The sequence below is a fragment of the Variovorax sp. Root318D1 genome (genome assembly GCF_001424835.1).
Taxonomy (GTDB): domain Bacteria; phylum Pseudomonadota; class Gammaproteobacteria; order Burkholderiales; family Burkholderiaceae_C; genus Variovorax.
Genome location: NZ_LMCQ01000025.1, coordinates 91,019 through 110,939 on the forward strand (window position 1 = coordinate 91,019; position 19,921 = coordinate 110,939).

Sequence of the window (19,921 nt, forward strand, 5' to 3'; positions counted from 1 at the left end):
GATGCGTGCAACAACGAGATGCCGGGCAGCATCACGGCTGGCCCACAAGCTGTTGATAAAGGTCGCGAACCTTAACGAGACCGGGCGCCAATGTCTTGCTGCCTGACAACAAAACCAAGCTCTGGCGTGCGCGCGTGATGCCCACGTAAAGACGGTTTACGTTTGACGAATTCGCCAAATCATAGTGATCCAATCCAGCCAACAGCACGACATCAAACTCGAGCCCCTTGGCGTTGGCGACATTGGCGAAATGCCGGATGTGCCGTCGCGCCAAGTTGACCTTCTCGGACAACTCAGCGTCGATCATGTTTTCGCGCAAGCTCTGCTCGAGACGCTTATAGACCTTGGCGGCTGATTCGGCATCGGGAAAGAGAACGGCGACGGTCTGATGACGTCTTGCCTTAGTTAACGCATCGACGATGCGGGCATCCATGTCCGCATCGGTTTCGCAGACAGAAAACCTTGGGCGCACCAGATCCGCTCCTTGCTTCCGCGCCTTTTCCGTCAAGACCGGCGAAGGCAGATCATCACCCTGCAGTACGGAGCGAAAGCTCGCACTGAACAGAGCCAGCCCTGGCATATCCGCTTGGCGCAGGTTCTCGGTCAGCCGCACATGCGGTAGGGCTTGAGCTGGAAAGCAGGCACGAAGGTCGATGCTGCTGCCGTGGTGCAACTTCTGCGCGATATCGCCGACCACGGTAATCGCCCGGTATTTCGGATTGGCTTGCTCAACCATTAGGTAAACCTGCTGCTCGGTGAAGTCCTGCACTTCATCAACGAACACAGCTTGATAGAACGCGGGCTCCTGCAGTTGCCGCAGACCGCCTTGCTTGAGATTTCGCCCGATCAGGTGGCTGAGACATAGGAGCAAGTCGACGTCTTCATCTGCGAGCTTGAACGTGCCAAGCTGCGCTTGCAGGCGTGAAGCGAGTCCAGCGTTAGGAAATTGTTCAGTCGATGTCTGCAAGGCGGCAAAGTAAAGATCCGCGATGCTGGTCAACTGCTGCAGCATGCGGCGTCGAACCAGACGAGTGAACACGGCATCCGCCGTGCCCTTGCGGGGCTGGCCCGGCACTACCTGTTCGGCATCTGCCTCAGCTTCATCCCCAATGGCGTCCTCGTCGCGCTTTGCATCTTCGACCGGAAGCATCGGCAACTTGACGCGACCCAAGCCTGGTTCGCGAGGCAACCGGCGAAGCTCTCCATTGATGGGAACGTAGAGTAGCTCAGTCGCCTCCGGCAAGAGGCGTACGAACAAATGGTTGACGTCCGACGGCACGGCGTAGACGTTCTTGCCCGACGGCTCGCGAACAATGACCTTGTTGGCCGCCATCAACTCACTAGTGTCATCCGACCAGGACAGCGGCTCGCCTGTCGTGGTGAGAAGCTCAAGATTTTTGTCCAACGGGCCGTCCTTGTCGACGAAGACAAGTCGCTGGCCTGATCTGAGATAAAGCGGCGCTTTCATCTCGACCAACGTACGAGCCAATGCGTTTTCGTCGTTGCCGAACAGGGAGCGCCCCTCCACCCGAGTCCAGATGACTCTCGGAGACATCACGCGCTTGCGAACTTCTTCCAGCTTGTTCTGCAAGCGAACCGCAAGACGATCCAGAACGAAGGCGCCTTCGCGAGGTGATTGCGTCAATTCGTTGGCAACTTCGTCCATCTCATGCCGCAGCTGCTCCAGCGCAACGTCGGCGACCCGACGCACCTTGGATCGTTCGTCAGCTTCAAACTGCTCAGCGATGTATGTGCTGGTTGGCAACGTGTCAATGAGGCGAGAAGCAATCTGTTGCGCGACCGCCCGATCTGCTGCATGCAGCCACTTCATAGTCGTAGCTTCCTGCGCCTCACGCGCTTGCACCAAGCCAGACCAGCGCCGGCCAGGCACCGAACTGCTGGTCGAGCGGCGGTGCTCGCGCAGTCGTGTTTGAAGCTCCTTGTATTCCTTTACGGGCAGGTCTGGAAGATCGATCCGGCGACAGGTTTCCTGGAGGTACTGGATCAACTCGCCAGTACGTACGAAGCCAATGGAGCCCTCTTGAGAAAACTGCCCGGCAAAGTCAGCAGACCAGTGGTCCTGGTCCTGCCCCACGATGTCGCGAAAGCTCTGTTCGTCGCTCACGTTCACCGCATTGAAGGTGGTCAGCATCTTGGTGCGACCCAATGCAGCCGATGTCTTGCCGGACCCAGCGATGCCCTCTACGAACATTGCTCCAATTGGTGAGCGCGCGATGATTTGGTTTTGCTCGATTGTCTGGTGTGTGAAGAATCGCTCACTGAGCCCGTAGTACTCATCTGCCTTGACCGGTGGCTCATCAGCGCTCCAGTCTTCGTCGGCATCGATTTCCGGCTCGATGCCCAACTCATCCGGCTCATCGACGACCGTGAGTTGAGCGATCTGGATCTCAGCGGGTGGCAGCTCAATCGATGCTTGCGGCGCAGCCTCCGCCATTGGTTCAACGGGTTCGACGAACGACGCTGCCGGAGCCGGCGCTTTCGGCCCACGCTTCTTGTCCAGGAAGTTGCGTAGGTCTGCGACGAAGCCTTTGCCGTGCTCCCCGTCAACGCCCATGCGCAAGAAGTTGCGCACATTGGGTTCAAACTCTGGCCCTCCATAGCGATCAAATGACCGCACTTCGATGATGCGATAGTCGCCCCACAGTTTGCTTCGTCCCTCGTAGCCGGGCTGCACAAACGCTGCAAGGCGGCCCACTGGCGAATGAGGCGTGCAATAGCCAGAGGCCTCACTCGGATAGACAGCTTCGGTTGGACTTAGCCGAAACTCCAGCCGTCCTTTCCGTTCGGTGTCGATGACCACCGTCTTGGCATACGCGCTCTTGCGAAGCAGCTTGTAAAGCGGCACGTGTGAGTGGGCGACGTAGCCATAGGCGTCCGCAAATCCGCCCAGCACATCGAGGTTTTTGTCCTCGAAGATCATCCGTTCGGCGTAGTCGATCACGCCTCTCAGGACAGAGATTTCGCCCGCACTGTAGACGCGCTTGTCATCTTCGGTCAGATCCATGATTCCTCTTGTTCGGCTGCTATCAGGAGGGTCAGCAAGTCGGGGCACGCACGCGTAGACAGTTCCTATACCAGTGATTTCAACACGTCTATGTTGATGGCCGTGCCGTTGCCAGTCTCAGTTAGCAGGTCGGGAAACAGCGCTCTGAGCTGAGCAATGTTTTCACCGACAAGGTCTGCACTTTGCGCCTCCGGCGATCGAGCTTCGATTTCTGGATAGTCATTCTTTGTCTTCTCTGAGGTCCGGGAGAAAGCAGCTTGCGTCAAGCGACTTCCACATCGCCCATCTGTCGGTCAAAAGCCTGGCGAATCAGGCCAACAACATAAGGGAGTTCGTCGATGGACGAGAGACCAACTTCAACATCGCCGTTGCCCCAACGGCCAACGTTCGAGATGTCTCTGCAAAGGCCCTTCGGGTCCTCGATCTCATCGATACCGAGATTCAGCACCAGCAAGAGTCGCTTGGCTTGTGGCACTACATCGACAACGTTCGTTTCTGCCTTGTAGGCAACGTACTGCTTCAAGAACTGTTCGTTGACGCAGGGGTCCAGCGCTAACAATTCCTTGCGCAGCGCGTCAAAGAGATCGCGCACCCGGCCACCTGCGAGCTGCGGGTGATCGGAAATCGTGTACTTCTGTACCAATTTGCCCGCTGCGGGGCGGTAGGCATCAAGTACGTCAGCATCCAACCGCGGCGCACTCCAGACCACCGTCGCTTCCGCGGACAAGCGGTCTGCGCGAGCCTGAATCGCGCTCTCGGTCCAAGCGGGCACAGTACCTAAGCAGTAGATCTGCTCAACATACTGTCCGTTGTCCGCATCCGCGGATTTGATTGCGAAGCTCAGCGTGTTTAAACGAAGTGGGCTTCCAGAAAATCCGACTGCGGCGCCGTCTTTGTCCTTTGCCTCCGATCGTTTGTACGCGAACGGCCGGTCACTGTATACACTGTTGTAGCCGGTCAGCGTGAGGTTTCCCAAGGTGTGCAGCCACGTTTGCTGGATGCGATGCCATTCCGGCCCTAACTCGGCTTGCCACTCATTGGACAGCGCCTCGTTTTGCGGCAGGACATGCTCGATGGTGTAGTCCTCCAGGACAACGCGCTCTTTCCGGCCATGGTTTTCCAATCTCCGTAGCCAGTAGCTGCGGCTGCGGAAGTTGTAGAGATCACGCGTCTTGATGTCGCGTTGAAACTCTTCATCGCTGGGGAAGCGACGGTACGAAGGCAGAAGGAGAAGCGCGGCCTGCACGCTCTCCAGATAGCGATCTTTCTTGAGCATTCGGCTCATGCCCGCAAACGTCTTGTTCAGCGAGTTTGTTGGGATGGCGCAAATGGCGCGGCGGAAGACATAGCTCTCAACCAAACGAACGATCCCAAGCACCTCCTCTGCGATGAGGCGCGCTTGGCTGTAGTCGTGATAGACGTCCAGCAAGAACGGGTAGGCCACGTCGACTTTCAACTCACGCAAGTCATGGAAAGCTTGCTTGAGCGCAGCATCCTTTTCGGTGCCGAGTGCCATCGCGCAATAGTAGGTGGCGTACGCGTGAATGTCAGACACCAACTCGCGCGTGCCACCCTTCAGGCCGCGCGCAAAGCCCTTGAAAGCAACGTAGACCTCGCGAACGTTCGGAATTTCACCCGTTTTTGCCGTCAGGTAGTGACGCATGAAGGCATCGAAGTGCACCACGTACGCCGCCTGACCGAAGGCTTTCTCCATCGGTCGCCAGTAGGTCTTGTACAGCTCAGTCTGCAGCTTCGGTTCCAACCCCATCAGGATGTAGTTGCGGATCAGGTCGGCCTGGCTGAGCTCCAGACCGGTGGAGTTCATGCTCTCAAAAATCAGCTGCGGATTGTCTTGGGCACGATCAAGCGACACATCCACGATCACCAGCTTGGCCAAGCCCTGGCAGATGGCCTCAAGCTCAGTTTGATGAAGCGCAATCAGCTCTTGGAACAGCGCATAGTTTTCCAAGATCCTGCCGCTTGCTTCTGAGGGCATCGGAGCGTTCAGTAGGATCGCCAACAGCGTATCCTTGTCACTCTCCGACAAGATCAGCTTGAAGTGTCGCTCGCCCTCCTCGTCCGGGTTGAGCAAGTAGTAGTTGCGAAGCTTCTTGGCCGAGAACGCTTCCAGCAACTCCCCCAGCGCCTGCGATTCGAAATGCTTCGCCAAAGCCGCGACGAGAAGCGTGCTGGTGGTTAACCGCTGCTGGCCGTCGATCACCAGCAGGGCCTCCTGGCTGGTGACGGACGACAGGCCACGTTCGACATAGACGATCGAGCCGATGAAATGGGCGCTCACCTTTTCATCTCTTCCTGCACGCATCAAGTCTGCCCAAAGCTGCCGGCATTGCTCCGCGGTCCAGGAGTAGTTGCGCTGGTAGATCGGGATGACGAACTGCGGCGATTTGCGCAAGAATTTAAGTAAATTGGCTTCGGTTGCTTTCACTTCATTGCCTTAGAGACTGGCTACGGCTCGTCGACGGGACGCTAACAGAGCCTTGATTTCTAGATTGAGGGCCACTTGGTGAGCCATCTGTTTTTCTCTACTCACGGCAGAACGCAGCCCGGCGATCTGCGCATCCAATCCACGACAAACTTGCAATGGCACACGACGCTCAGCAGCTCGCTGGGGCTTTGCGCTGCGGTATGGCCCCCCTTGGGCGCGCGGTATCTGCGCTTTTGCCTCCAGCCACGCGGCGAACTCGCGGGCAAGCCAAGGAGCTTGCAGCTTGTTTCGCGCCGCGAGGTCTGCCTTCGCGCCAAGAAGCCCGATTCGTTCATGACCGCCGATTGCTGCGGCCTCGCCTGGTGGGGCCGGCGTAAGCAGCCTCGCCTTCGAAACGAGCGGCAACTCGGCAAGAACCTCCGCAAACGCAAATAGTGAAAGTGAAGCTACATCGAGCTGGTGATCCGTTTTCAGCCAGGGGCGTATCAGGTCGACAACACGATCTGCGGCAGCATTACCAATGAACTTCACTAGGCATCCTCAGGTTCGGGTTTTAGCCGGGTTCAAGCGATTATCGGGGGCTCGCGGCGTGGTGTTACGAAGTGCGTCTCATTTTCCGACGAAGCGGATTCGAGCGAGGCAAAAACCTCGACTTATCGGATGCTGCCACGGGTCCGGAGCGAACAGGCAGTCGATGCGGCGAGCTGACCTCTCGTCGCGATCGCGGAAGAGCAGACGACTTCAGCGCGGATGGCATGGCTCGGCAGCGCCCAATGGTTGATACGGGCGCTAAATGTGGCCGATGAGCTCGATCCAGATATGCGACGGCTGTCGGAACGTTGAAGACTTTTTCGGCAGCGTTCGCAAACGGCGACGCCCTCTGAAGCCAGATGGACTGTCTTCGCCGGCGTGCTCGTGCCGCGCAGCGTCGCCACGCCGCCCTCGGCGCTTGCGAAACAAGACTCTCCAGCCAGCGCGGTGCTCCGCGTTGCCGCTCCCCCGTCGATCACCCGTCGTCGTACTGGATTTGGTCCCTGCTTTCGTGCTTGGTTCGGTTCCTGATTGCCTCCGTGTCACCGGGCCTTCGAGTCGATAAGAACATGCGGCCTCGCTGATCACCCGGCGACGATCACGTGCCATGGGCATCTCTCAGCTTCAGGCGGGGCCCGTAGGCGACGGCTATTGCAGGGAAGCCTGCGCTGCCACCTGCTTCCGAAAGTACTGCTCGTAGAAGTTGGTCGCTGGCGGCGACGCGAATGCGTCGGTTCGGTTGTGACGCGAATGAGCTGACGCCCTATCGAATCGAGACCTGCGCAGTAGCTCGTCGACGATCTTGCTCAGCCTGCTCTTCTTGTCAGCTTTTTCAGCTTCGAGTAGCGCTGATCCACGCGCGACGCGAGTTCTCCAGGGCCAAGCTGCAATGCACCCGCCAGTTTCCAAAACACTGACCGTTGGCTGCTTGCGAGCCGCCTCAATCAGAGTAACGAATGGCCGATCGATCTCGGCCTCGCCGGCCACGTCTTCGTAAGGCCGAGCTCCAGCCTGCGCTCCTTCAGAAACAAGGCCAAGAGCTTCGAGAAGACGCGGTGTCGCTTCAAGCTCTACACGGCGGCGATCGGTAGCTTGACCGCAAGTTGACGACTCACGCCGCGCGTGCTCGCGGATCGACCGCACCAGCGTGCGCCCCGCGCCACCGAAAGCAAGCCTCGCGAATTTCGTCGGCGAGCGCTGACAGCGCTTCGGAAGCGGTGCCGCTTTTGGCGTGCTGGATCACAAACCGCGCCGGCGGCAGCGCCGGCAAAAAGCTTCCTGTCGGAATGGAGCGCAGGCCCGGCGGCATGCCCGAAGGCGTCAGCACAGTGATGGCCAGGCCGGCAGCGGCAGCCGACACCAATGCGCCAGAACTTTGCGCGGTCAGCACGATCTGCCAAGTCGCCGCGCCATGGCCGGCCAGTGACGCGAGCGCGGCTTCGCGGAACGGGCAGGGCTCCGAAAGAAAGGCCAGCGGCGCGGGCGCGTCAGGGTCGAGCAGCGCGCGCTCGGAAAAGGCCCAGACCAGCGGTTCCATCCAGAGCGTTTCGGTGTCGCTTCCGGCATCGCAGACCGTTCCGACCATCAGGTCGAGCGAGCGCTGCCGCACCTGTTTGGCCAGCACGGTGCTGATGCCGCCGGTGATCTCCACATGCACGTCGGGCCGGCGCTGGCGAAAGCCTGCGAGCGCGGCAAAGAGCCATTCGCTTGGGAACCCCTCCGAGCATCCGAGGCGCAGAGTCGTCGGCGCATGGCGTGGTGCCGCGAGCCGGGAGACCGCCTGCTGCTGCAGGTTGAGGATGCTCCTCGCATAGCTCAGCAGCACGCTGCCCTGGGCGGTGAGCTGCAGCGAGCGGGTGGTGCGCTCGAAGACGCGGCAGCCCAGTTGTTCTTCGAGTCTTTTGATCTGTGCGCTGACGGCCGATTGCGTCAGGTGCATGGCTTCGGCCGCGCGGGTCACGCTGCCGTGGTCGGCGACGAAGACAAAGGCGCGCAGTTGCTGGGAATCGAGCATGGCTTTGTTCAGTGCGGTTTGTTCTGAATTGCCGCAAATTATGTTGCTTGTGCGTGTGCTGCTTGATGCCTAGCCTCGGCTGACCTGAACCACTCACGTCCTGCAAGCCATGAAAGAACTCCTCTACATCGAGACCTCTCCCAGGCAAACGCGTTCCGCCAGCATCGAAGTGGCCGGCGCCTTCATCGACGAGGTGAAGCGCGTGCACCCGGCGTGCCGTGTCACCACGCTCAACCCCTGGACGATGGCGCTTCCGGAGCTGTCGCAGGACATGCTCGACGCCAAGTACGCCGGCATCAAGGGCGTGCCGCTCACCGATGCCCAGCAAACAGCCTGGGACGAGGTCCGGCGCATCGCTGCGCCTTTTCATGCGGCAGACCACATCGTGCTGGCGATGCCGCTGTGGAACTTTGGTATTCCCTACAAGCTGAAGCACCTGATCGACCTGGTGTCGCACAAGGACGTGCTGTTCCGCTTCGACGCCTCGGGCCTGTCGGGCATGCTGCAGACGCGCATGGCGACGGTGGTGTGCGCGAGAGGGCTGGACTATCCGCTGGGAAAGGACGGCTCCGCGCACGCGCTCGACTTTCAGTTGCCCTACATCGAGACCTGGCTGCGCTTCATCGGCGTGCGCGAGGTGCGCTCGGTCGTGGTCGAAAAAACCTTGATGGGACCCGAGGTCGATGCCGTCGCGCGAACCGATGCAAAACGCCGCGCGGTGGAGCTGGCCGAGGGGCTATGAGGGGCTAAAAGCGGTCGGTTGCAGGGGCGTGCGGAGCCTGACACCATGGCCGCATGACCACCACTTATCAACTCCACTACTGGCCCACGATCCAGGGCCGAGGGGAATTCGTGCGGCTCGCGCTCGAGGCGGCCGGCGCAAACTATGTCGACGTGGCGCGGCTGCCCGAATCGAAGGGCGGGGGCGAGTCCGCATTGGGCGACCGGCTCGACGACCCTGAGATCGTGCGGCCGTCCTTCGCGCCGCCGTTCCTGATCGATGGCGACATCGTCGTCGGGCAGACCGCGGCCATCCTGCTGTACCTCGGGCCGCGCCTCGGCCTTGCGGGCGTCGGCGAATCCGACGGCCTCTGGACGCACCAGCTGCAGCTCACCATTGCCGACGTGGTGGCGGAGGCGCACGACACGCACCATCCGATCTCCACCGGCGCCTACTACGAAGACCAGCGCGACGCGGCCGTGCAGCGCGCGCGGGCCTTTCGCGAAGAGCGGATTCCCAAGTTCCTGAACTGGTTCGAGCGGGTGCTGCAGCGCAATCCGGCAGGGTCGTCGCACCTCGTGGGCGATGTGCTCACCTATGCCGACCTGTCGCTGTTCCAGCTGGTGGAAGGCTTGCGCTACGCGTTCCCCAAGGCCGCGGGCAGGGCGCTCGCCGACACGCCCTTGGTCGAGAAGCTGCACGACAACGTCAGGCGCCGCGAGCGCGTGCACGACTACCTGCAAAGCCCGCGCCGCATCGCGTTCAATGAAGACGGGATCTTCAGGCGCTATGCGGAGCTGGACGCCTGAAGTTACTCGTCGTCGGCCGAACCGGCCTCGCTGCGAATGCGCAGCGCCGTTTCGTACAGCGCATTGCGGGGCGCGCCGCTGATCTCGGCCGCGAGCCGCACGGCCGTTTTCACGGGCAGCTCGGCCAGCAGCAGGCGCAGCACGCGTTCGCCTTCGGCGCCGTCGTCGGTGGAGGCGGCCACCGGGTGCAGCACCAGCGCGAATTCGCCGCGCGTGCGGTCTCGGCCTGCCGCAAACCAAGCGGGCAACTCTGCAGTGGAAACGGTCGCAATCTCCTCGAACTGCTTGGTGAGCTCGCGGCCGACGGTGATGCGCCGCTCGCCCAGCACGGCCAGCGCGCGCGCCACGGCTTCGATGCGGTGCGGCGCCTCCAGCAGCACGACCGCGCGCCGCTCCTGCGCGAGCGCCTGCACAGCCGCGTCGCGCTCGCCGGCCTTGGTCGGCAGGAATCCCGCGAACACGAAGGCGCTGCTCTCGTCGCCGGCCACCACGAGCCCGGCCGCGCCGATCAGCGTGGTGACGCTGCTCGCGCCCGGCAGCGGCAGCACGCGCTGGCCAGCCGCTCGCACGGCCGCCACCAGCCGCGCGCCGGGGTCGCTCACGCCCGGGGTGCCGGCGTCGCTCACGTAGGCGATGCGCTCACCTTGGGCGAGCCGCGCAACCACGGTTTGCGCCGCCTCGGCCTCGTTGTGCTGGTGCACGGCCAGCAACTGGCCGCCGGGCCGGTCGATACCGTAGGCGCGCAGCAGGCTTTGCGTGTGGCGCGTGTCCTCGCAGGCAATGGCGTCCACGATCTGCAGCACGTGCAGCGCGCGCAGCGTGATGTCGGCCAGGTTGCCGATGGGCGTGGCCACCACGTACAGCGTGCCCTGCGGATAATGCTGTGCACCCGAGGCGTCGCGCGCGGCCGCAAGGACGGCGCCGAAAGAAGCGGGTGCTAATGAAGCCAATGGGTTTCTCCGAAGAAACTACAAAAAAAGAAAGCCGGCAGGGAGCAAGCATGAAGACCATCACAACGACGACCAAGCGTCGCGGCGATGCGGCGGAAGACGCCGCGCTCGACCACCTGCACGATGCCGGCCTGATGCTGGTTGCGCGCAATTATCGAACGCCCGGCCGCGGCGGCGGCGAGATCGACCTGATCATGCGCGATCCGCAGGACGCCACGCTGGTGTTCGTCGAGGTGCGGCAGCGCAGCACCGGCGCGCACGGCGGCGCCGGCGGCAGCATCACGGGGGTCAAGCAGCGGCGCATCATCTTTGCGGCGCGCCACTACCTGAACAACCTGCGCACGCTGCCGCCGTGCCGCTTCGACGTGGTGCTGGTCGAGGAGCGCATCACGTGGCTGAAGGCCGCATTCGATGCCGGCGGGAACTGAGCGCCCGGCATAAGCTCCACACCACACACGTCTTGTTTCATTGCCCCCCGGTATCATCCCGCCCCATGCTCGAGCAACGGATTCAGCAACACTTCATCGATAGCGCCGACCTCAAGTACCAGGCCGGCCCAGTCCTCAGCAAACCCATTTCGCAAGCCATGCAGGCCCTTTTGGCTTGCGTGACCAGCGGCGGCAAGGTGCTGGCCTGCGGTGCGGGCGTGTCGGGCCTGCTCGCGGCCCAGTTCGCCGCTCACTTCGTCGGCCGCTTCGAGCGTGAGCGCCCTGAGCTGGCCGCCATTGCGCTGCCCGGCGACAGCACCGATCCCACGGCCGACAGCGCCAACGCCATCGACGCCGACCGCTTTGCCCGCCAGGTGCGCGCACTCGGCCAGGCCGGCGACGTGCTGCTGGTGCTCAGCGCCAGCGGGCAGTCGGCCGCCGTGCTGGCCGCGGTATTGGCCGCGCACGAGCGCGACATGACCGTGGTCGCGCTGCTGGGCAACGCCAGTGCCGGCCAGGCGGCATCGCCCGGCGTGGGCAGCACCGGAACCGGTGGCGCCATTGGCCGCGCGCTGCGCGAAACGGATGTACAGATCGGCGTGTCGCACGAACGTGCGGCGCGTATCCACGAAGTCCACCTGCTCGCACTGCATTGCCTGTGCGACGGTGTGGATGCCCAGTTACTCGGAGAACAGGAAGCTTCCACATGACGACGACACCGTTCAAACGCCTCGCCATCGCAATCGCCTCGGGGGCCGTGCTGGTTGCCGGGCTCTCGGCCTGCGTGCCGCTGGTGGTCGGAGGGGCCGCCGCGGTGGGCATGGGCATGGTGGCGACCGATCGCCGCAGCTCGGGAGCCCAGCTCGACGACCAGGGCATCGAACTGCGTGCGGCCGCGCGCGTGCGCGAGATTGCCAACGACCACATGTACGTGAGCGTCACCAGCTACAACCGCCAGGTGCTGCTGACGGGCGCAGTGGGCAGCGAGGCCGACCGCCGCCGCGTCGAAGACGTGATCCAGCGCGTGGACAACGTGCGCTCGGTGGTCAACGAGCTCACCGTCGGCCCGTCCAGCACCTTCCAGGAACGCTCGAACGACCTGTTCGTCAGCGGCAAGGTCAAGGCTTCGCTGCTCGATGCCAAGGACATCTTCGCCAATTCGTTCAAGGTGGTGACCGAACGCGGCGTGGTCTACCTGATGGGCATCGCCACGCGGCGCGAAACCGAGCGCGCGACCGACATCGCACGCGGCGTATCGGGCGTGCAGAAGGTGGTGCGCGTGGTCGAGGTCGTGAGTGAATCCGAACTGGCCAATCAGGCGCAGCGCGGCGGCACCGGGGCGCCTGCACCAGTGGCTGGGCCTGGACCTGGACCTGGGCCCGCGCCGTCTTCGTCTTCATCGCGCGTGCCGCTGCCGCCGATGGAGCCGCTGCCGCCGGCCCAGCCGGGCGGTGCAATGACCACGCCGGTGCGCTGACCGCTGACCGCCAAACAAAGAAAAAGCCCGCTTGCGCGGGCTTTTTTTACTTGAGCCGGGTGATCAGGCTCGACGTGTCCCAGCGCTTGCCGCCGGCCTGCTGCACGTCGGCATAGAACTGGTCGACCAGCGCCGTGACGGGCAGGCGCGCGCCGTTGCGCTTGGCCTCGTCGAGCACCAGGCCCAGGTCCTTGCGCATCCAGTCGACGGCAAAGCCGTAGTCGAACTTGCCTTCGATCATGGTCTTGCCGCGGTTGTCCATCTGCCAGCTCTGTGCGGCACCCTTGCCGATCACTTCGAGCACCAGCTTCATGTCCAGTCCGGCGCGCTGGCCGAACGCAATGGCTTCCGAGAGGCCCTGCACCAGCCCGGCAATCGCGATCTGGTTCACCATTTTTGCAAGCTGGCCGGCACCGCTCGCGCCCAGCAGCGTGACGGCGCGCGCAAAGGCGGCCATCACCGGCTTGACCCGTTCAAAGCTCACCTTGTCGCCGCCGCACATAACGGTGAGTGCGCCGTTCTGCGCGCCCGCCTGCCCACCGGACACCGGCGCATCGATGAACTGGAAACCGGCCGACTGCGCCGCATTCGACAGCTCGCGCGCCACGTCGGCCGAAGCGGTGGTGTGGTCGACAAAGACGCTGCCTTGCTTCATGCCCGCGAAGGCGCCGTTGGGGCCCAGCACCACGGCGCGCAGGTCGTCGTCATTGCCAACGCAGCTGAACACGATGTCGGCCCCGGCTGCCGCTTCGCGCGGGGTTGCGGCGTGGCGGCCGGGCGCGCCGAATTCGGCGACCCAGGCCTCGGCCTTGGCCGGCGTGCGGTTGTAGACCGTGACCGTGTGGCCGGCCTTGGCCAGATGTCCGGCCATTGGTCCGCCCATGACGCCAAGGCCCAGGAAGGCCACCGTCTGGGAGGGGGTTGATTCGTAGGTTCGGGAGTTGATGCTGCTCATGGGCGAGAGCTTAAGCCCAACGCATCGCCCGCGTCACGCGCTAGACAATCGCAAAATGCTCGGTGCCCGCCGCCAGGTCGGTGCTGCGCGCGCGCTGGCTGTTGAGCTTGATCTGCAGGCGCAAATCGTTGGCCGAATCGGCGTTGCGAATGGCGTCGTCGAAGGTGATCGAATGGCTTTCGAACAGGTCGAACAGCGCCTGGTCGAAGGTCTGCATGCCCAGGTTGCGGCTCTTGCGCATGATCTCCTTGATCTCGCCCACCTCGCCCTTGAAGATCAGGTCGGAAATGAGCGGCGTGTTCAGCAGCACTTCGACTGCGGCCACGCGGCCCAGGCCGTCCTCGGTGGGCACCAGGCGCTGTGAAATCAGCGAGCGCAGGTTCAGCGACAGGTCCATCAGCAGCTGTGCGCGGCGCTCTTCAGGGAAGAAGTTGATGATCCGGTCCAGCGCCTGGTTGGCGCTGTTGGCGTGCAGCGTGGCCATGCACAGGTGGCCGGTTTCGGCAAAAGCCACCGCGTGTTCCATGGTTTCGCGGTCGCGGATTTCGCCCATCAAAATCACATCGGGCGCCTGGCGCAGCGTATTCTTGAGCGCGGCTTCCCAGCTGTCGGTGTCTATGCCCACTTCGCGCTGCGTCACCACGCAGTTCTTGTGCGGATGCACAAATTCGACCGGGTCTTCCACCGTCACGATGTGGCCGTAGGAGTTTTCGTTGCGCCAATCGACCATTGCCGCCAGCGTGGTCGACTTGCCCGAGCCCGTGGCGCCCACCAGGATGGTGAGGCCGCGCTTGGTCATCGACACGTCCTTCAGCACCTGCGGCATGCCCAGGCCGTCAATGGTCGGCAGCTTGGCCGGAATGGTCCGCAGCACCATGCCGACCTTGCCCTGCTGCACAAAGGCGTTCACGCGGAAGCGGCCGATGCCGGTCGGCGAGATCGCGAAGTTGCATTCCTTGGTGCGCTCGAACTCCGCCGTCTGGCGGTCGTTCATGACCGAGCGCGTGAGCGCCAGCGTGTGCTGCGCGCCCAGCGCCTGCTGCGACACCTTGGTGACTTTGCCGTCGACCTTGATCGCGGGCGGAAAGTCCGCGGTAATGAACAAGTCGCTGCCGTTGCGGCTCACCATGAGCTTGAGCAGGTCGTTGATGAACTGGCTGGCTTGATCGCGTTCCATGATGTCGGTACTCCGAAGGGCTGTGGATCAGCCTGGGAAATTCTCGGGGATCTTGGCCTTGCCGCGCGCTTCCGCCGCCGAAATGGCACTGCGCCGCACGAGCTCGGTCAAATTCTGGTCCAGCGTCTGCATGCCCGCGCCCTGTCCGGTCTGAATGGCCGAATACATCTGCGCCACCTTGGCCTCGCGGATCAGGTTGCGAATGGCCGGCGTGCCCAGCATGATCTCGTGCGCCGCCACGCGGCCCTGGCCGTCCTTGGTCTTGCACAGCGTCTGCGAGATCACGGCCTGCAGCGATTCGGACAGCATGGCGCGGATCATTTCCTTTTCCTCGCCCGGGAACACGTCGATGATCCGGTCGATGGTCTTGGCGGCCGACGAGGTGTGCAGCGTGCCGAACACCAAGTGGCCCGTTTCAGCCGCGGTCATCGCAAGGCGAATGGTTTCCAGGTCGCGCAGCTCGCCCACCAAAATGGCGTCCGGGTCTTCGCGCAGCGCAGAGCGCAGGGCGTTGGAGAACGAGAGCGTCATCGGCCCGACCTCGCGCTGGTTGATCAGGCACTTCTTTGATTCGTGCACAAACTCGATCGGGTCTTCCACCGTGAGAATGTGGCCGTACTCGTTTTCGTTCAGGTAGTTGACCATCGCGGCCAGCGTGGTCGACTTGCCCGAGCCGGTGGGCCCGGTCACCAGCACCAGCCCGCGCGGCTTCATCGCCAGTTCCGCGAAAATCTTGGGCGCGTTCAGCTGCTCCAGCGTCAGGATCTTCGAAGGAATGGTCCGGAACACCGCAGCCGCGCCGCGCGCCTGGTTGAAGGCGTTCACGCGAAAGCGCGCCAGGCCGTCGATCTCGAACGAGAAGTCGACCTCCAGAAACTCTTCATAGTGCTTGCGGTGCGTGTCGCTCATGATGTCGTACACCATGGCGTGCACCGCCTTGTGGTCGAGCGCATCGACGTTGATGCGCCGCACGTCGCCGTGGACGCGGATCATCGGGGGCAGCCCGGCCGACAAGTGCAGGTCGGAGGCTTTGTTCTTGACGCTGAATGCCAGCAGTTGGGTGATGTCCACGGGGCTCCTCGATCGAGTTCGGTGACGTTTTGATACGATTTTGGGACGATTATGACGATGATTGGCGACGACCTCCAGCAAGTAAAGAGCCGGATCGCAAAGGCTTGCGCTGCCGAGGGGCGCAACCCGGCCGAAGTCCGGCTGCTGGCGGTGTCCAAGACCTTCGGTCCTGAGGCCGTTCGCGAGGCCTTCGAGGCAGGGCAGCGGGCCTTCGGCGAGAACTATGTGCAAGAGGGGCTGGACAAGATCGCCGCGCTTTCGGATCTGCGCGCGGAACTCGAATGGCACTGCATCGGCCCTCTGCAAAGCAACAAGACGCGGCCCGTGGCCGAGCATTTCGACTGGGTGCACGGGATCGACCGGATCAAGATTGCCGAGCGCCTTTCGGCGCAGCGGCCGGCGCATTTGCCGCCGCTTCAGGTGTGCCTGCAAGTGAACGTGGACGGCGGCGCGAACAAGTCCGGCGTGACTCCCGAGGAGGCGCTGCCCCTAGCGCGCGCTGTGGCGGCTTTGCCACATTTGAAGCTGCGCGGGCTCATGGCCATTCCCGAACCGGAGTCGGATTTCGCTGCGCAGCGTGAACTCTGCCTGCGTGCCCGTGCTGTTTACGACGCCATTCGCGCTGCGGGCATCGAGCTCGACACGCTTTCGCTCGGCATGAGCGCCGACCTCGAGGCGGCCGTGAGCGCAGGGAGCACGATGGTGCGCATTGGCACCGCGATCTTCGGCGGACGTGCCCGCAAGCCTGCCTGACTAGATGCCCAGCTAAATGCCAAGTGGAAGCCGCGCGCTGCTCTTCACTTCTTCCATGACGGCGTAGGTGCGTGTTTCGCGCACGCCGGGCAGTTGCCACAGCACCGTGCCCGCGAATTCGCGGTAGGCCGCCATGTCGGCCATGCGGGTCTTGAGCAGGTAGTCGAAACCGCCCGCGACCATGTGGCATTCCATGATCTCGTCGCGCACCTGCACGGCGGCCTTGAACTGATCGAACACATTGGCAGTGGTGCGGTCCAACAGTATTTCGACGAACACGGTGAGGCCGCGCCCGAGCTTGTGCGGGTCGAGCCGTGCCTCGTAGCCCAGGATGAAACCATCGCGCGTGAGCCGCTGCACCCGGGCCAGCACTGCGGTGGGCGAGAGCGCAACCGCCTCGGCCAACTTGAGGTTGGTGATGCGGCCATCCTGCTGAAGAATCTTCAGGAGCCGGAGATCGATACGGTCCAGGTCCAGGTCGTGCATTGGTGAATTATCCGGCTGAGGCCATATTTTTTGGCAAAAGATTCGGTCTATATCCAAAGACCATAGGGGATAGAACCAAGGAACTGCCATGCGCCTACCCATCCCTTACCGGCCCGAAGCCGACGTCGTCTCGCACCGCCTCGCCTCCCTCGAAGGGGCCCTCGACTGGAGCGCCGCGGCCGCCGCCGCCCGACCCTGGGTGGAGGCGGTTCGCAAGCATCCGCCCCCGTTCTGGGCCATGGAAAGCCTGCTGCGCGAATACCCCATCTCCAGCGCCGAAGGTCTGGCATTGATGCGGCTCGCCGAAGCGCTGCTTCGCGTGCCAGACGCCGCCACGGCCATTGCCCTCACGGCCGACCAGCTGGGCCGTGCCGATTTCGACGGTGCGGCCGATTCCACGCTGTCGCGGCTTTCTTCCGCGGCCATCGCGATGTCGAAGAAGTTCCTGCCCGAGGGCGACCATCCGCCGGGCCTCATGGCCAAGCTCGGCGCGCGCACGGTGGTGGCCGCCACGCTGCGCGCGGTGCAACTGCTGGGGCGCCAGTTCGTGCTGGGCCAGACCATTGCCGAAGCCATGGACGAGGCTCGCTCGGCGCACCGCAAGCAGGGCGCCTTGCGCTTCAGCTACGACATGCTCGGCGAAGGCGCGCGCACCGACGCCGATGCGCTGCGCTATCTCGAGAGCTATACGCATGCCATCAACGCCATCGCAACCGGTGCTGATGCGGCGCGCCCGCCCGAGCACAACGACGGCATCTCCATCAAGCTCAGCGCGCTGCATCCGCGCTATGAAGACGCGCAGCGCGAACGCGTGATGCGCGAACTGGTGCCGCGCGTGTGGCAGCTGTGCGAGCTGGCGGCCGCGGCCAACCTCAACCTCACCATCGACGCCGAAGAGGTGGACAGGCTCGAACTCTCGCTCGACGTGTTCGACGCGCTGGCCGCGCGCGTGGCGGCCGAGCAGCCGCAGTGGCGCGGCTTTGGCCTCGCGCTGCAGGCCTACCAGACGCGCGCGCTCGAGCTGATCGAGCATGTCACCGCGGTGGCGCGCAAACATCGGCTGCGCCTGATGTGCCGACTAGTGAAGGGTGCTTACTGGGATGCCGAGATCAAGCGCGCGCAGGAGCTTGGGCTGCCGCACTATCCGGTCTTCACGCATAAGCATCACAGCGACATCAGCTACCTGGCCTGCGCGCGTGCGCTGCTATCCGCGCCCGACGCGATCTATCCGCAATTTGCCACGCACAACGCGGGCACCATCGCGGCCATCCTGCAGATGGCCGAAGCGGCCCGGGCGCCGTTCGAGCTGCAGCGCCTGCATGGCATGGGCGAGGGCATCTACCGCGAAGTGATGAAGAGCACGGCCGCGCCGGTGCGCGTGTATGCGCCCGTGGGTCAGCACAAGGACCTGCTCGCCTACCTCGTGCGGCGCCTGCTGGAGAACGGCGCGAATTCGTCGTTCGTGAACCAGCTGGGAGACGAAACGGTGGACATCGACGAGCTGCTCATGTCGCCGCTCTGGCTCGAGCCCACCAACCCTGCCTTGCCGTTGCCGCCGACGCTTTACGGCCCGGTGCCGGCGCGGCGCAATAGCGAAGGCCTGGACCTTGCCGTCGAGTCGATGCGCGCGCCGCTCCTCGCGTCCCTGTCGACCACCACGGTGCCGAGGGTTGAAGAGTTCGATGCCGGCAACGCGCCACGAGCCGTCGCCGCCAGTGCCGCCAGCTTCCGCAGCTGGCGCAAGACGCCGGTTGAAAAGCGCGCCGCCATGCTGCGCCAAGCCGCCGATGCGCTCCAGCGCGAGCTGCCGCGCTTCTGTGCGTTGCTGGTGAAGGAGGCCTTCAAGACCTGGGGCGATGCGGTTGCCGAAGTGCGCGAGGCCGTCGACTTTCTGCGCTACTACGCCGACGAGGCCGAACGCATCATGCAGCCCGTGGCGCTGCCCGGCCCGACGGGTGAGAGCAATGAACTGCGGCTCACCGCGCGGGGGCCGTGGGTCTGCATCAGCCCATGGAATTTTCCGCTTGCGATCTTCATGGGCCAGGTGGCGGCCGCGCTGGCCACGGGCAACACCGTGCTGGCCAAGCCGGCCGAGCAGACGCCAGCCGTCGCACTCGAAGCCGTGAAGCTGCTGCACGCCGCTGGCGTGCCGGCCGACGCGGTGCAATTGCTGCACGGGCCAGGCGAAACAGTCGGTGCCGCGCTGGTGTCGGCGCCCGGCGTGGCGGGCGTGGTGTTCACCGGCTCGACGCAGGTGGCGCGGATCATCCACCGCGCTCTGGCGGCCAAGGACGGCCCCATCGTGCCGCTGATCGCGGAGACCGGCGGCATCAATGCGATGCTGGTCGATTCGAGCGCGCTGCCCGAACAGGTGGTCGATGCGGTGGTGCAAAGCGCGTTCCGCTCGGCCGGCCAGCGCTGCTCGGCGCTGCGCCTTCTGGTGCTGCACGACAGCATTGCCGATGCGGTGATCGAGATGATCCGCGGCGCGGCGGGGGAACTGGCAGCGGGTGATCCTTCGCTGCTCTCGACCGACGTAGGGCCGGTGATCGACCGCGAAGCCGCCGACAACATCCGGCGCGACCTGAAGCGGCTGGACTCGGAAGCGAAGCGCCTGCTCGCGCCCGCGCCTTCTTCGGCCGAGGGCAACCTGATTCCGCCGCAGGCCTACGAAGTGCGCTCCATCGACCGCGTGACCAGCGAGATATTCGGCCCGGTGCTGCAGATCGCGCGCTGGGGCCATGGCGAGCTGAGCGACCCCGCGGACGTGATCGAACGCATCAATGCGCTGGGCTATGGCCTCACGCTCGGCATCCAGACCCGCATCGATTCGCGCGCCCAGGCGCTCGCCACCCGCGCGCACGTGGGCAACATCTACATCAACCGCAACATCATCGGCGCAGTGGTCGGCGTGCAGCCCTTCGGCGGCGAGGGCCTGAGCGGCACCGGGCCCAAGGCCGGCGGGCCGCACTATCTGTATCGCTTCTGTGGCGAGCAGACGGTCACGGTCAACACAACGGCAGCCGGCGGCAATGCGGCGCTGCTGAGCGCGGTGGCGTAGGCCTCTTCGTCGGATTG

General features: G+C 63.8%; 17 protein-coding genes. 7 read left to right on the forward strand and 10 right to left on the reverse strand.

Annotated elements, in window-relative coordinates:
• Positions 1–31 precede the first annotated feature (31 nt).
• The 5 genes from ASC78_RS25580 to ASC78_RS25595 form a co-directional block, all read right to left on the reverse strand.
• On the reverse strand, positions 32–3,025 hold the full coding sequence (locus ASC78_RS25580; protein ID WP_055808079.1) for an ATP-binding domain-containing protein: 2,994 nt from the start codon (positions 3,023–3,025) through the stop codon (positions 32–34).
• Positions 3,026–3,090: 65 nt separating this feature from the next.
• Positions 3,091–3,291 (reverse strand): hypothetical protein, encoded by a 201-nt coding sequence (locus ASC78_RS27250; RefSeq protein ID WP_200934367.1) that lies wholly within the window; start codon positions 3,289–3,291, stop codon positions 3,091–3,093.
• A complete protein-coding gene (locus tag ASC78_RS25585) occupies positions 3,288–5,471 on the reverse strand; it encodes a GmrSD restriction endonuclease domain-containing protein (RefSeq protein ID WP_055808080.1) in 2,184 nt (727 codons plus the stop codon). Before ASC78_RS25585 ends, ASC78_RS27250 begins: the two co-directional genes overlap by 4 nt.
• Before the next feature lie 9 nt (positions 5,472–5,480).
• Positions 5,481–6,002 (reverse strand): DUF4391 domain-containing protein, encoded by a 522-nt coding sequence (locus tag ASC78_RS27255; RefSeq protein ID WP_082517661.1) that lies wholly within the window; start codon positions 6,000–6,002, stop codon positions 5,481–5,483.
• Between the two features lie 1,111 nt (positions 6,003–7,113).
• Positions 7,114–8,016: a LysR family transcriptional regulator gene (locus ASC78_RS25595; protein WP_055808084.1), complete on the reverse strand. Its 903-nt coding sequence runs from the start codon at positions 8,014–8,016 to the stop codon at positions 7,114–7,116.
• Positions 8,017–8,125: 109 nt separating this feature from the next.
• On the opposite strand from ASC78_RS25595, the gene ASC78_RS25600 reads away from it, so the two are divergent.
• Both ASC78_RS25600 and ASC78_RS25605 read left to right on the forward strand, forming a co-directional pair.
• Entirely contained in the window at positions 8,126–8,758 is a 633-nt protein-coding gene (locus tag ASC78_RS25600; RefSeq protein WP_055808086.1) for an FMN-dependent NADH-azoreductase, read from the forward strand.
• Positions 8,759–8,811: 53 nt separating this feature from the next.
• Positions 8,812–9,546, forward strand: coding sequence for a glutathione S-transferase (locus ASC78_RS25605; protein ID WP_055808088.1), 735 nt, complete (start codon positions 8,812–8,814; stop codon positions 9,544–9,546).
• Between the two features lie 2 nt (positions 9,547–9,548).
• Here the strand turns inward: ASC78_RS25605 and rsmI are convergent, their stop codons facing one another.
• Positions 9,549–10,496, reverse strand: coding sequence for a 16S rRNA (cytidine(1402)-2'-O)-methyltransferase (gene rsmI, locus ASC78_RS25610; RefSeq protein ID WP_055808090.1), 948 nt, complete (start codon positions 10,494–10,496; stop codon positions 9,549–9,551).
• On the opposite strand from rsmI, the gene ASC78_RS25615 reads away from it, so the two are divergent.
• From ASC78_RS25615 to ASC78_RS25625, 3 genes are all read left to right on the forward strand, one after another.
• On the forward strand, positions 10,496–10,924 hold the full coding sequence (locus tag ASC78_RS25615) for a YraN family protein (RefSeq protein WP_443082744.1): 429 nt from the start codon (positions 10,496–10,498) through the stop codon (positions 10,922–10,924). The genes rsmI and ASC78_RS25615 overlap by 1 nt on opposite strands.
• 65 nt (positions 10,925–10,989) lie before the next feature.
• A complete protein-coding gene (locus ASC78_RS25620; protein ID WP_055808093.1) occupies positions 10,990–11,634 on the forward strand; it encodes an SIS domain-containing protein in 645 nt (214 codons plus the stop codon).
• Positions 11,631–12,401, forward strand: coding sequence for a BON domain-containing protein (locus tag ASC78_RS25625; protein WP_055808095.1), 771 nt, complete (start codon positions 11,631–11,633; stop codon positions 12,399–12,401). The genes ASC78_RS25620 and ASC78_RS25625 overlap by 4 nt, the downstream gene beginning before the upstream one ends.
• A gap of 46 nt (positions 12,402–12,447) precedes the next feature.
• On the opposite strand, the gene ASC78_RS25630 is transcribed toward ASC78_RS25625, so the two are convergent.
• Genes ASC78_RS25630 through ASC78_RS25640 form a run of 3 tightly spaced genes read right to left on the reverse strand, consistent with a single transcriptional unit; the run spans position 12,448 to position 15,604 of the window.
• Positions 12,448–13,356, reverse strand: coding sequence for an NAD(P)-dependent oxidoreductase (locus ASC78_RS25630; protein WP_055808096.1), 909 nt, complete (start codon positions 13,354–13,356; stop codon positions 12,448–12,450).
• 40 nt (positions 13,357–13,396) lie between these two features.
• A complete protein-coding gene (locus ASC78_RS25635; RefSeq protein ID WP_055808098.1) occupies positions 13,397–14,533 on the reverse strand; it encodes a PilT/PilU family type 4a pilus ATPase in 1,137 nt (378 codons plus the stop codon).
• Positions 14,534–14,560: 27 nt separating this feature from the next.
• Positions 14,561–15,604 carry a type IV pilus twitching motility protein PilT gene (locus tag ASC78_RS25640; protein ID WP_055808100.1) on the reverse strand — a complete coding sequence of 348 codons (1,044 nt, stop codon included), beginning with the start codon at positions 15,602–15,604 and terminating at the stop codon, positions 14,561–14,563.
• A gap of 51 nt (positions 15,605–15,655) precedes the next feature.
• On the opposite strand from ASC78_RS25640, the gene ASC78_RS25645 reads away from it, so the two are divergent.
• Positions 15,656–16,357 (forward strand): YggS family pyridoxal phosphate-dependent enzyme, encoded by a 702-nt coding sequence (locus ASC78_RS25645; RefSeq protein ID WP_055808101.1) that lies wholly within the window; start codon positions 15,656–15,658, stop codon positions 16,355–16,357.
• Between the two features lie 12 nt (positions 16,358–16,369).
• Here the strand turns inward: ASC78_RS25645 and ASC78_RS25650 are convergent, their stop codons facing one another.
• Positions 16,370–16,843 carry an Lrp/AsnC ligand binding domain-containing protein gene (locus ASC78_RS25650; protein WP_055808103.1) on the reverse strand — a complete coding sequence of 158 codons (474 nt, stop codon included), beginning with the start codon at positions 16,841–16,843 and terminating at the stop codon, positions 16,370–16,372.
• Between the two features lie 88 nt (positions 16,844–16,931).
• On the opposite strand from ASC78_RS25650, the gene ASC78_RS25655 reads away from it, so the two are divergent.
• Positions 16,932–19,904, forward strand: a complete 2,973-nt coding sequence (locus tag ASC78_RS25655) for an L-glutamate gamma-semialdehyde dehydrogenase (protein ID WP_055808105.1) — start codon at positions 16,932–16,934, stop codon at positions 19,902–19,904.
• Positions 19,905–19,921 lie beyond the last annotated feature (17 nt).